The organism is Aeromonas sp. 61P (assembly GCF_051919545.1).
Taxonomy (GTDB): domain Bacteria; phylum Pseudomonadota; class Gammaproteobacteria; order Enterobacterales; family Aeromonadaceae; genus Aeromonas; species Aeromonas veronii.
This window is the reverse complement of record NZ_JBQBEL010000001.1, coordinates 2,343,262-2,355,387: the sequence shown is the minus strand read 5'-3', so window position 1 is coordinate 2,355,387 and position 12,126 is coordinate 2,343,262. Positions and strand designations below refer to the sequence as shown.

Sequence of the window (12,126 nt, the reverse complement as noted above, 5' to 3'; positions counted from 1 at the left end):
CAAAGATGCCGCCAGCAGGGGAAATTCGCGGGGCTCATCATGAAAAAAGGCCCTCATCGGGCCTTGTGGTGGGGACTCAGCGCGCGCTCGACCAGCCGCTACGCAATCCCTCTTCATCCAGAAAGGACCAGGCGAGGATCCGGCTCACCTTGTTGCCCTGCGCCATGTCGATCACCCGTACTTGACGCGCACCCACTCGGCTCAACGCCTTTTTCGCCCCCGGCAGGTTCTCTTTTTTCGACACCAGCGAGCTGAACCAGAGGCACTGAGTGGCAAACTCCTTGCTCTGGGCAATCATGTTGGCCAGAAACGCCGCCTCGCCACCTTCGCACCAGAGCTCTGCCTTCTGGCCGCCAAAATTAAGCACAGGGGCGCCTGTCACCTCCTTGCCCAGATTGCGCAGCTTGCGCTCCGTCCCCTTGCTCGCCTCTTCCAGCGACGCATGGAACGGTGGATTGCACAGCGTCAGGGCGAAGCGCTCCTTTGGCCCTATGATGCCGCGAAACACATGGTTGGGGTTACCCTGCAGACGACACTCAATCTGGTTGCCGAGTCCATTGCTCTTGGCCAGCAAAGTGGCCGCCTTGACCGAGACCGGATCGATATCCGATCCCACAAAACGCCAGCCATATTCGCGGCAGCCGAGCAGCGGATAGATGCAGTTTGCCCCTACCCCGATATCAAGCACCCTCACCCCCTTGCCGGTAGGGAGCTGGCCTGCGCTCTCGGCTAGCAGGTCGGCCGCCCAGTGCAGGTAATCCACCCGTCCCGGGATAGGCGGGCAGAGGTAACCGGCAGGCAAGTCCCAGTGGGCAATCCCGTAGTGATGGGCCAGCAGGGCGCGATTGAGGGTCTTCACTGCATCGGGATCGGCAAAATCGATTGTGCGGGTGCCGTAGTCATTGATAAAGACGTGGGCAACCAATTCGGGAGTTCGCAGGCAGAGCGCCTCAAAGTCGTAACCCGTCTGATGGCGATTACGGGAGTGAAGTCCGGATTTACGGTCGCCCGACTTGGGGCCACCGGCTGATGGGATGCGGGGTTTCATGCTGAGCCTGCCGAAGAAAACGGGCCCACACTATAGTGATTTGACTCGGGAAAGTCTAAACGACGGCAATAAAAAACCGGGCTATCGAGCCCGGTTCAAGTGAGGTTGGAAAAACAGTCCGTACTGCGAGCCGTTTGTCCAGCCTGACTCAGATATCGATCCGGCGAGCTTGCCAGAACTTGTTGCGCCAATATTGGCTATCCAACTTGGAGCGCGTCACACCGGCTCGGGTCGAGGCATGGATGAATTCACCATTGCCGACATAGATACCAACGTGGTTGAGACGACGATTGATTTTGAAGAAGACCAGGTCACCCTCGACCAGATCCTGCTTGGAAACGCGCGTCCCTTCATGGACTTGGGAGCGGGTATCGCGGGGTAATTCGATACCGACGGCATTGCGGAACACTTCACGGGCAAAGGCGGAACAGTCGATACCGCGCTGGCTGCTGCCACCCATCCGGTACGGAACACCACGCCACTCTTTATATACAGTCAGGATTTCATTCACATCGGGTGTCTGGGAAGCTTCCGGTTCGATGACAGGTTCAACCATGGAAACTTCGATCTTGCTTGCGACCTCGGGTTGGGGTGCCGAGGCACAACCCACCATTCCGAGCGCGACCAGCAGTAGCATCAGGTGGCGCAATCCTTTATCCCCGCTAAATAGTAAATCTTGTTAAAATACGGCCCCAAAGGGCAATTTATAAGGCAACAGCACCCGACTATATCCAAGAATTCTATCGAGGCAAGTGAAAATCCCTATCGAGCTCACATTTTTGCAAGGAAATGCACGATTTTTCATAATTAATGTGATCATGCCCAAACAATATACAATCGCAAAAAGAGCCTTGGGCCTCATAGATAACTGGCTTTTATCCCTGCTTCAGCACCTTTTTAAAGTGAAAAATCATGATCGAAACCGATCTTTTTTTGTTAAAACCGGCCAGGGTATGCCAGGAACTGCTTGCTCAATTGCCTGAATGGCTGTCAACCGATGAGCAGCATATCTGGCAAGCCATGACCCATCCTGAACGGCGTCAGGAATATCTGGTGAGCCGCTCCCTGCTGCGCCAGCTATTGGCCGAGCGGCTGCAACAACCCGCCGCCAGTCTGCAATTTTGCAACGGCCCCCACGGCAAGCCCCGACTGCATGATGATGCCTGGCAGTTCAATCTGAGCCACAGTGGCAGCTGGCTGGTGTTGGCACTCTGCCCGCAGGGGCCGCTTGGGGTGGATATCGAACTGGGCAAACGGCGGCATCATCCCCTCCCCCTGGCCCGCCGCTTTTATGCGCAGAGTGAATATGAGTGGCTCTGCGCACAGCCTGCTCAAGAGCAGGAGAGCGCCTTCTACCGGCTCTGGTCACGCAAGGAGGCGGTACTGAAAGCCCACGGTGGCGGCATAGCGGCGGGACTGGAGAAGGTGCGATTTATCCCGGAGGAAGGATGGCGACTCGACAATCGACTCGATGACACCCCTTATCAGGTACAGGATTGGCCATTTGCCAGCGGCTGGCTCAGCCTCGCGGCGACGGCAGCCCCCGTGACCTTTTCCCGGCTGGATGAGCGCTTGAATTGCCACTCGCTTAACCCCATGTTACTCAACACCCTTTCTGAAGAGTCCAACTCATGATCGTCGACATTACTCCCCAGAATTTTCACGCTGAACTTATCGATGCGTCCATGAAGAAGCCGGTCGTCATCTATTTCCATGCTCCGCAGATGCCGGAGTGCCAGGGGATGACACCGCTGATCGAATCACTGGTTGGGCCCGCCAATGAGCAGGTCACCCTGGCCAAGGTGGATATGAACGATCCCCAGTTGCAGCCGCTGGCCAGTCAGCTCGGCCTGCGCGCCCTGCCCGCATTGGTGCTGTTCCATCAGGGTCGCCCTGACGAACAGGGGATCATCGAAGGACCGCAGGATGAAGCCACCCTGCGCCAGTATTTCGCCGCCTTCGCCCCCAAAGAAGAGGAAGAGTTGCTGGCCAAGGGGCAACAAGCACTGGCTGACGAGCAGCCCAGCATCGCCTATGCCCATCTGACCAAGGCACACCAGCTAGCTCCTGAACGTCACGACATCAGCCTGTGGCTGATCCAGGCCGCGCTCGACCTCAACCTGCTGGAGGAAGCGCAGGAGCGCCTCGGCACCATCCCGATGGCGGCGCAGGATAGCCACTTCCATACCCTGAGCTCACGGCTGGCGCTGGCCCTGCAAGCGGCAGACAGCCCGGAGCTGCGCGCGCTGGAAGCCCGCCATGCAGAACAGCCTGATGATTTTGCCCTGGCTCAGGAGCTAGCGGTGCAATACAACCAGGCTGGCCGTCAGGAAGAGGCGTTGGGACTGCTGCTGGAGATCCTCAAGCGGGATTTGGCATTCGGCGATGCCAGAAAGACCTATCTCGATATTCTGGCGACCATGGGCAGCACACCGGCGGCACAGAGCTACCGTCGCAAACTCTATAGTCTGCTCTACTGATCGGAATCGAACTGGCTGGTAATGATGGGGGAGTGCCGGGAGACCAGCATGACCTCATGGGTCAAGTACGAAGAAGGTACTGTGGGAATAAGGTGCTGTGGGAATAGTGGAAATACGGTGAATTTCAGGCAAAAAAAAATGGCGCAAAACTGCGCCATTTTTTTCGCATGGATTACTTCTTGTAGGAAGTAGCCATGTTGTCGATGCGCTGGTTAGCACGCATAGCTTCTTGCTTGGCTTCGGCAACATCAGCAGCGATTTTGGACTGATCAGCACGAACTGCGCTAACATCTTGAGCCAGTTGGTCAACTTTGTTAGACAGATTCTGAACGGAAGTTTCCAGTTCGCTAGTGTTTGCGCAACCACCCAGCAGAGCGGACAGACCAACAACACCTACCAACAACAATTTTTTCATTTTTAAAGCTCCCTTGAACTCGCCAGACGTTTAGCAAGCGGCGTGATTATGGCACAAAAAAATCCTACTTTGCATAGTCCCCACCACAGATAAATGCATTAAAACCCTCATTTTTTTTTGAATGAACAGTTTTTGTCCAGATTCGTCTAAAAAATGAGTGCCGTGTGGTGGGGGCACGGACAAAGGTTAACCAAATTTTTGCCTTATTACAATTTCGTATGAGGCTCAGGCTGTACGTTCTGACAACAATTGACGATATTGCACCAGATCCTCGATGGTCAGCACCGGCATCTGGTGCTTGCGACCGAACGCAACCAGATCTGGCAGACGCGCCATCGAGCCATCTTCTTTGGTCAATTCACACAACACACCAAACGGTTTGAGGCCAGCCAGCTGCATCAGATCGACCGTCGCTTCGGTATGACCACGACGGGTAAGCACCCCACCGGTTCGCGCACGCAACGGGAAAACATGACCCGGGCGGTGCAGATCACCCGGTTTGGCGCCGTCTGCGATGGCTGCACGGATGGAGGTGATGCGATCAGCCGCCGAGACACCGGTCGTGACCCCCTGCGCCGCTTCGATGGTCACGGTAAAGGCGGTCTGGTAGTGGCTGGAGTTGGCTTCCACCATCATTGGCAGTTCGAGCTGGCGAACCCGCTCGTCGGGCAGGCAGAGGCAGACGATGCCGGAGCACTCGCGGATCATCAGCGCCATCTGTTCATTGGTCATGGATTCAGCGGCGAAAATGAGGTCGCCCTCGTTCTCTCGGTCTTCATCGTCGGCCACCAGCACGCCGCCTCCGGCACGCAAGGCAGACAGGGCCGCTTCGACACGGGCAACGGGATCACCGAATTCACTGAGTAGAGACTGATTCATGGTAAAACTCCTAAACAAGACAAGGACCAGAATCAGGGCATGGAAAGGCAGACAGAGACGGGCATGCGGCGGCCAGCCCACAAGGGGCAACACGGCAAGGTCTGTCTTATCCTCTTTCATCCGGACTATGACCGTCGGCTCCGGCATCTCACCGGATCTGCTGACCCCGACCTGGCAATCAGCCAAGTCGGGCGCTCGCGGGCTCCCCGAGTCAATCGGGATACCGCCGGTGGGGAATTGCACCCCGCCCTGAGAATAAGCGCAGACAGCCTAAAGAAAAACGGTTGCAGATACCAGCCAAAATCTCCCGCAGGCTGAAAAGCGTTTCAACATTGCGCCCGGGATCCCGCTCTGCGGCCTGCTCGCCAGCGTGCGAGGCTATGACTGGTGAATTTCTTTATGGCGCGGATCGGTTTATGGCATAGTTCCCGAAACCAAAAAACAGGGCCCGAAAAGAGAGCCTGAACAACGCTGCCGGCGCAGACAGCAGCGCCAACACCACAAACGGAAAATGACAGAGATGGAAAAGAAAATACTGCTCACGGATTGCCCGGATGCCAAAGGGCTCATCGCCAAGATCACCAACATCTGCTACAAGCACCAGCTCAACATCATCAAGAACGATGAGTTTGTGGATCACGAGAATGGCCGCTTCTTTATGCGTACCGAGCTGGAGGGGCGCTTCAACGACGAGACCCTGCTGGCCGACCTCGATGATGCCCTGCCCACCGGCGCCCAGCGCCGTCTGGTCAAGGCGGGCAAGAAGCGTATCGTCATTCTGGTGACCAAAGAGACCCACTGCCTCGGCGATATTCTGATGAAGAACTACGCGGGCGCGCTGGATATGGATATCGTCGCGGTGATCGGCAACTACGACACCCTGGCCGAGCTCACCGGCAAGTTCGATATCCCGTTCCACACCGTCAGTCACGATGATCTGAGCCGGACCGAACATGAAGAGCAGGTTCGCGCCATTATCGACAGCTATGAGCCTGACTATGTGATCCTGGCCAAGTACATGCGGGTGCTGACCCCGAGCTTCGTCGAGGCCTATCCGCGCAAGATCCTCAACATCCACCACTCCTTCCTGCCCGCCTTCATCGGTGCCCGCCCCTACCGGCAGGCATTTGATCGCGGCGTCAAACTGATCGGTGCCACCGCCCACTTCGTGACCGACGATCTGGATGAAGGCCCCATTGTCGAACAGGACGTGATCCACGTCGGTCACGCCTTCAGTGCGGACGACATGGCCAAGGCGGGTCGGGATGTGGAGAAATCGGTGCTGAGCCGCGCGCTGGAGCTGGTACTGAACGAACGGGTGTTCGTCTACGGCAACAAGACGGTGGTCTTCAAGTAATTCGCCCACACGGCCCATATGCAAACGCCAGAAACAACAACGGCTCCCGCGGGAGCCGTTGTTGTTTCTACATCATGTGTCAGAGCGGCAGATCGTTTACCGTCACCGCGCCCTTCTCCAGCTTCAGCTCGGAGGTCAGCGCTTGCTTGTCGGCCTTCAGATAACCCATCAGGGTCAGCTGATCGAGCATGGGGGCCAGTTGCGGCACCGCCTTGCCCAGCTTGTCGCTGAGGCTGGCATGCAGCACGCCGGAGAGGGCCTGCATGCCCGCGTCGCTGTTGAACAGCTGCTCCAGCGAGGTGGAGGCCAGCTTCACGTCCCCCTTCATGGTCACCGCCTCACCGTTGAGCTTGGCGCTGAGATCGGCCAGCTCCAGGGTCGCACCACGTTTGAGCATCTTGTCCAGCGCCTGCTGGATGGCTGCATCTTCAACCCCCTTGCCACCGGCGGCCTGCAGCCCCTGATACCCTTCCAGATCCAGACCGTTGAGGTTGAGCGCCAACTTGCTGTCGGTCACCGCCAGGGTGTCGGTCTCGTTCTCCAGATCCAGCTTGGCAATTTTCATCTGATAGCTGCTGGAGAGGGTCTGGGCATCATCACCGGTCAGCTGAGTCTCGGTTGTCATCCCCTGCAGGGCGACCTTGACGCTGTCAGGCAGTTGTACCGTGAGGGCCGAGAGGGTCATCTCGCTCTGGGGCGAGAGGAGCACACCGCTGATCTCGGCAATGTCGGCACTCCCTTTCAGGTCGGCCAGCACCAAGTCCATCTTGCTCTGCTCTTCATGGACCGTCATCCCCTGCCAGGTCATGGTGAGGTGACCATTCCCCTCCAGATTGCCGTGGAACTCGCCGCTCAGGGGCAGGAAGCTGAACTCGTCCAGCCCCTGTTTGATCTTGAATTCATTGGCCCAGAAACGGCTGCTGTTACCCTGGGTCCAGAGACTGGTGACCGACTCCAGACCGAGTTCCCACTGCTCCATGCCCAGTGCGGTAAAGACTGGCGCCAGAGTGCCATTATGGGTATCGAGCAGGAAGTGGCTCTTGATGTATAGCGGCAGGATCTGGCTCTTGACCACAAGTTGCAACTCGATGGGCTGACTGCCCTCCAGCTCGCTGTCAATGGCAGCCAGCTCCTCCGGCGTCACCACGACCTTCAGGACCCCGTCACGGGTGAAGAGGTTGCTGCTACCCGACTGCCACTGCATGTCGATACCGGTCTCTTGCTCTACCTTGGCGATCTGCTCCGCCATGATGTTGTCGAAGCTGTTGCCCGTGTACCAGCACGCAGCCAGACCACCACCTACCAGTGCCGCACCCACGGCGAGGGCCACTATCTTTTTCATATATCCATGTGTCTCCAGGGAGTTGTCACTGCACTCTACGGGGCGGACTCGGGGCTAGGCAAGTCCAATCAGATGGCGAGTCCACTTTCTTGCGGCTCGCCACAACATCACAGCAAGGGGCTGAAGAGATAGAAGATGTTCTCCATCGCCTTCTTGTACCAGGGGCGGGCCTGCCATTGGGCCAGGGTCATCGGGGTGGCTTCCGCCATATAGCCCTGCACCAGTCGGGTCATCTGGGCCACGAACGAGGGGTTATCCACCAGCAGGGTCACCTCGAAGTTGAGCCAGAGGCTGCGCCGATCCAGATTGACCGTCCCCACCAGCGCGAAGTCATCATCCACCAGCACGCTCTTGGTATGGAGCAGACCGGCATCGTAGCGGTAGATCTCCACCCCGGCCGCCAGCAGCTCCTCCATAAAGGCGTTGCAGGCGTAATTGGCCATGATGGAGTCGTTGCGTGCCGGCAACACCAGCTGCACCTGTACCCCGCGCGCCGCTGCCGAACTGAGTGCGGCCGCCAGCGGATCGTCGGGCACAAAGTAAGGGGTCGTCAGCACCAGATGGCTGCGTGCCTGATAGATGGCCAGCAGCAGGCTCTGCTGGATGCAGTCGCCGCCGACGAAGGGACCGGACGGGATCAGCTGGGCGCGATAGTTGGTCTGGGGCCAGGCCTCCGGCTCATGCTGCAGACTGTCGAGAAGCCGCTCGCCGGTCTCCATCTCCCAGTCCCAGACAAAGATCGACCACATCAGCGGCACCATGGGCCCCTGCACCCGGATCATGATGTCGACCCACTGGCCGACCCCGGCATCCTGTTTGAAGAAACGGGGATCCACCATGTTCATGGAGCCGGTGTAACCCACCCTGTCATCAATCACCACCAGCTTGCGGTGCATCCGCAGATCCTGACGCTGGAACAGAATACGCCAGGCGCCGACCGGCAGCACCTCCACCAGCTTGACCCCCGCCTTGCGCAGCTTTTTGGGCCAGTGGGAGCGGAAGAACTGCTTGCTGCCCACCGAATCGAGCAGCAAGCGACAATCCACGCCGCGTTGCGCCACTTCAATCAGCGCCTCGCACACCTCGTCGGCATCGCCGCCCGGATGCCAGATATAGAACTCCAGATAGCAGGAGAGCGTCGAGCGACGGATATCCTGGGCAATCTCGCGCAAGATCCAGTCCGGCTTGTTGAGCAAGGTCATGCGGTTACCGGATAGCATCGGCATGGCGAGCCGTCCCTGGATGAGATCGTGCAGCGGCTGTGCCTTGGCGCCCACTTCGCAGCAGTGCTGCGGGAACAGACGGGCCAGTTGCCGGATCCAGATGGCATAAGGGCGATACATGGCCTGGGCGCGCTCGGCACGGCGGCGCCCCAGCTTTATTTCACCAAACAGCACATAGAAGCCTACCCCGGCAAACGGAATGGCATAGATCAGCGCCAGCCAGGCCAGCGACACCCCAATGGGACGGCGTTTCATCACCACCCGAAACGACACACCGGTGACAATCACGGTATGAAAAAGCAGTAGCAGCCAACCCAGAAAACGGGAAAACAGCAGTTGAAGATCGTGTTCCAGACCGTTAAACAACGGGGACTCCTTCTAATCGACAAACAGCGCGGTGGGCAGATCCCAACCGGCCGGGATGGTATGCTGTAAGGCAAATCCATTCTATCAGGTCGCACGCATGATCCTGCAATCTATGCTGCTCAGCCTGGCCATGCTAGGCCAAGGCTCATATGACATCAATGAGCAACAGATAAACCAGTACCTGCAATCTCAGGTGCAAGTCGACAAACAGCTGGAGCTGCCGGGCATCATCAAGGCCCATGTGACGCTTGAGCAGAGCGATGTCCAGATCGGTCGCCAACGCCCCGATACCGCCCGGGTCTATGGCAAGGGCAAGCTCAAAATCGCCCTGCCAGACAATACCGAATATGACGCCCGCCTGCAGATGACCTATGAGGCGAGACCCCGCTATGACAAGAGCCAGAGCGCGCTGTTTCTCGATAACATGAAGCTGGTGGAGTACAAGCTGGAGCCAGAGGCGGCCGAGAAGAAGTTCGGGCTGATGCTCAACATGCTGCTGCAGAGCATGGAGAAGCGGCTCGAGACCAAACCGGTCTACAAACTCAATGACAAGGATCCGGATCAGGCCTGGCTGAAGGAGAATCTGCTGGGGCTGGAGCTGTCACCGGGCAAGATCCACCTGCTGACCAAACCCCGCTAAACCGCTCAATTCAGGAGGGGCTGGGTGGTATCCCGTACCAGCAGCTCCACCTGATACCCCTGCTGCTGCTGCCGCTCGTAGAGGGAGAAGAGCGACCCGCTCAATTGATTGAGGGGCATATCGGCAAACCCGGCCTTGAGATAGAAAGGCTTCTCGAAGGGCAGCGCCTGACAGACCACAGGTTTGTCCAACAGACCGTGACAGGCGTGCTGCAGCAGCCGTGACCCCAATCCCAGCGACTGGTAGTGGGGCAACAGGCGAAAGCCGCACAGATGGTAAAACTCCTCCTCGTCCCGCAGCCGTACCGCCCCCACCAGCCAGTGAGCATCACGTACGACAAAGATCCGCTCGGCCAGATCCGGCACATAGTGGGAAAACGTCGTCTCGTAATAGTCCCTGATAAGGGAGAGGTCGGCGTCGCAGTACTCTTCGAAAGTGAGTTCCATCGCCAGCTTGCTTGTCACAGACAAATCCTTTGATAATCAGTTATTAGTGCCAGATACGGTGCGCTAATCCGACCACATGACGCCAGCACGATAGCATGCCTTTCGTCAACAAAAAAGCGGACGTCGTGGGCAGCTTGCTTACCCGGTGGAAGAGGCCATGACCCACCGCCTGACGGCCAAAACCGTGCTTTATGATGACAATCCTTTATTGCGGCGGATACTTTGATCCCGGTCACCGAATCGGATCATTTGCCCCCTGTTGGCCGCTTGTTCTGCCCTCGTCATGATGCTTTACTCAACATGGTCATCACAAGAAGGAGTATCAGGGTTGAAAGCATGGATGCTGGCAAGCCATATGTTGTTGATCCCCCTGAGCGGATGGAGTCAGACTCCCCCCCCGCGGAGGTGATCTTCCTGACCGCCGCTCCCTCCCCCTTGCGTCCGAGCAAAGATGCCACTCCCGCCTCACAACCCGACACAGCTCAAACAGCGGCAGTCGCCACCAACGGCAAGAAGCAGATCCAGGTCTATAAATCGGTGCAACAAAACGGGGTGGTTCGCTACTCCGACATGGCGCCCGAAGAGGGCCATTACGAGCTGCTGCTGTTCAACGACTGCTTCGCCTGCGACCCCAAATCCAGCGTCAACTGGCAGACCACAGGGTTGTTTCTCTATGACTATGCCAGCACCATCAAGGCGGCCGCCAAAACCTATCAAGTTGAGCCGGCGCTGATCCGGGCGCTGATCCATGCGGAATCCGCTTTCAATCCTCTGGCGGTCTCCCGCAAGGGGGCGATGGGCCTGACCCAGCTGATGCCCGCCACGGCGCGGGAGTTGGGGGTCGGCAATGCATTGCTGGCGGAGCAGAATATCTTCGGCGGGGTGAAATACCTGGCGGGACTGCTCAAGCAATATGATGGCAACGTGGCGCTGGCGACCGCGGCCTACAACGCCGGCGCGGGCGCCGTACAAAAACATGGCGGTATCCCGCCCTATGCGGAAACCCGTGCCTATGTGGAGCGTGTCCAGCTCCTCCATCTGCGCTACAAAGAGATGCTGCAGGCCAAAGGGCTCTGAGGTTAGCCTCGGTTAATGCTCTTTTCTCGCCCCTCCAGAAACAAAAAACACGCCCGCAGGCGTGTCGATACCACACTTTGTTTCGCAAATGATTACTTCTGCTCAGTCGCCACCAGGCGATAAGCCAGCGCACCCAGAATGGCACCGACAATCGGGGCAACCCAGAACAGCCACAGCTGGCTGATAGCCCAGTCACCGACAAACAGCGCAACACCGGTACTGCGGGCCGGGTTGACCGAGGTATTGGTCACCGGAATGCTGATGAGGTGGATCAGGGTCAGGCACAGACCGATGGCGATCGGCGCGAAACCGGCAGGCGCACGGCTATCGGTGGCGCCCATGATGACGAACAGGAAGAAACCGGTCATCACCATTTCGCACACCAGTGCGGCAGTCAGACTGTAACCACCCGGAGAGTGCTCACCGTAGCCGTTGGAAGCAAAACCGGCAGAGAGATCAAACCCGGCCTGACCGCTGGCAATCACGTAAAGCACGGCAGCGGCGGCAATGCCACCCAGCACTTGCGCCACGATATAAGGCAGTACACCGGATGCAGGAAAACGGCCACCCGCCCACAGACCGACGGTCACGGCCGGATTGAGGTGGCAACCGGAGATATGGCCGATGGCAAACGCCATGGTCAGCACGGTCAGACCGAAAGCCAGCGAGACCCCCAGCAGACCAATCCCGACGTGAGGGAAGGCTGCAGCCAGCACGGCACTGCCGCACCCGCCCAATACCAGCCAGAAAGTGCCCATAAACTCAGCAGCAACAGGTTTCACATTATTTCTCCCATTTGAGATAACACCGAATAAGACCCGAGAATGGCCCATGCTTGAACAAGCGCAGCATT

The 12,126-nt window shown here is 58.0% G+C and carries 12 protein-coding genes, 1 pseudogene and 1 riboswitch; of the genes and pseudogenes, 5 read left to right on the top strand and 8 right to left on the bottom strand.

The window, feature by feature from the left end; genetic code table 11:
* Positions 1 to 76 precede the first annotated feature (76 nt).
* Both rlmF and ACTG2O_RS11355 read right to left on the bottom strand, forming a co-directional pair.
* The gene (gene rlmF, locus ACTG2O_RS11360) at positions 77 to 1,048 is read right to left on the bottom strand and encodes a 23S rRNA (adenine(1618)-N(6))-methyltransferase RlmF (RefSeq protein WP_439975763.1); all 972 of its coding nucleotides are present in this window, start codon (positions 1,046 to 1,048) and stop codon (positions 77 to 79) included.
* 148 nt (positions 1,049 to 1,196) lie between these two features.
* Complete coding sequence (locus ACTG2O_RS11355) at positions 1,197 to 1,685, bottom strand: C40 family peptidase (RefSeq protein ID WP_005334331.1); 489 nt, start codon at positions 1,683 to 1,685, stop codon at positions 1,197 to 1,199.
* Between the two features lie 275 nt (positions 1,686 to 1,960).
* Here ACTG2O_RS11355 and ACTG2O_RS11350 point away from each other — a divergent pair, with 275 nt between their 5' ends.
* Entirely contained in the window at positions 1,961 to 2,683 is a 723-nt protein-coding gene (locus ACTG2O_RS11350; protein WP_019445962.1) for a 4'-phosphopantetheinyl transferase family protein, read from the top strand.
* Positions 2,680 to 3,528 carry a tetratricopeptide repeat protein gene (locus tag ACTG2O_RS11345; RefSeq protein ID WP_019445961.1) on the top strand — a complete coding sequence of 283 codons (849 nt, stop codon included), beginning with the start codon at positions 2,680 to 2,682 and terminating at the stop codon, positions 3,526 to 3,528. Before ACTG2O_RS11350 ends, ACTG2O_RS11345 begins: the two co-directional genes overlap by 4 nt.
* A gap of 172 nt (positions 3,529 to 3,700) precedes the next feature.
* Here ACTG2O_RS11345 and ACTG2O_RS11340 read toward each other — a convergent pair whose 3' ends face one another.
* Complete coding sequence (locus ACTG2O_RS11340; RefSeq protein WP_005334342.1) at positions 3,701 to 3,943, bottom strand: Lpp/OprI family alanine-zipper lipoprotein; 243 nt, start codon at positions 3,941 to 3,943, stop codon at positions 3,701 to 3,703.
* A gap of 225 nt (positions 3,944 to 4,168) precedes the next feature.
* Positions 4,169 to 4,822 (bottom strand): 3,4-dihydroxy-2-butanone-4-phosphate synthase, encoded by a 654-nt coding sequence (gene ribB / locus ACTG2O_RS11335; RefSeq protein ID WP_019445960.1) that lies wholly within the window; start codon positions 4,820 to 4,822, stop codon positions 4,169 to 4,171.
* 104 nt (positions 4,823 to 4,926) lie between these two features.
* Positions 4,927 to 5,083: riboswitch (FMN riboswitch) on the bottom strand.
* A gap of 259 nt (positions 5,084 to 5,342) precedes the next feature.
* Here ribB and purU point away from each other — a divergent pair.
* A complete protein-coding gene (purU, locus tag ACTG2O_RS11330; RefSeq protein WP_019445959.1) occupies positions 5,343 to 6,179 on the top strand; it encodes a formyltetrahydrofolate deformylase in 837 nt (278 codons plus the stop codon).
* A gap of 79 nt (positions 6,180 to 6,258) precedes the next feature.
* Here the strand turns inward: purU and ACTG2O_RS11325 are convergent, their stop codons facing one another.
* Complete coding sequence (locus ACTG2O_RS11325; RefSeq protein ID WP_236285382.1) at positions 6,259 to 7,521, bottom strand: DUF945 family protein; 1,263 nt, start codon at positions 7,519 to 7,521, stop codon at positions 6,259 to 6,261.
* A gap of 107 nt (positions 7,522 to 7,628) precedes the next feature.
* Positions 7,629 to 9,110: a cardiolipin synthase gene (cls, locus tag ACTG2O_RS11320; protein WP_005361740.1), complete on the bottom strand. Its 1,482-nt coding sequence runs from the start codon at positions 9,108 to 9,110 to the stop codon at positions 7,629 to 7,631.
* Positions 9,111 to 9,207: 97 nt separating this feature from the next.
* Here cls and ACTG2O_RS11315 point away from each other — a divergent pair, with 97 nt between their 5' ends.
* Positions 9,208 to 9,750 (top strand): DUF1439 domain-containing protein, encoded by a 543-nt coding sequence (locus ACTG2O_RS11315; RefSeq protein ID WP_005353308.1) that lies wholly within the window; start codon positions 9,208 to 9,210, stop codon positions 9,748 to 9,750.
* A gap of 5 nt (positions 9,751 to 9,755) precedes the next feature.
* Here ACTG2O_RS11315 and ACTG2O_RS11310 read toward each other — a convergent pair whose 3' ends face one another.
* Positions 9,756 to 10,196 carry a GNAT family N-acetyltransferase gene (locus tag ACTG2O_RS11310; protein ID WP_041980377.1) on the bottom strand — a complete coding sequence of 147 codons (441 nt, stop codon included), beginning with the start codon at positions 10,194 to 10,196 and terminating at the stop codon, positions 9,756 to 9,758.
* Positions 10,197 to 10,536: 340 nt separating this feature from the next.
* Here ACTG2O_RS11310 and ACTG2O_RS11305 point away from each other — a divergent pair.
* Positions 10,537 to 11,273, top strand: a pseudogene (locus ACTG2O_RS11305) (lytic transglycosylase domain-containing protein).
* Between the two features lie 92 nt (positions 11,274 to 11,365).
* On the opposite strand, the gene aqpZ reads toward ACTG2O_RS11305, so the two are convergent.
* Complete coding sequence (aqpZ, locus tag ACTG2O_RS11300; RefSeq protein WP_019445956.1) at positions 11,366 to 12,055, bottom strand: aquaporin Z; 690 nt, start codon at positions 12,053 to 12,055, stop codon at positions 11,366 to 11,368.
* Positions 12,056 to 12,126: the final 71 nt, after the last annotated feature.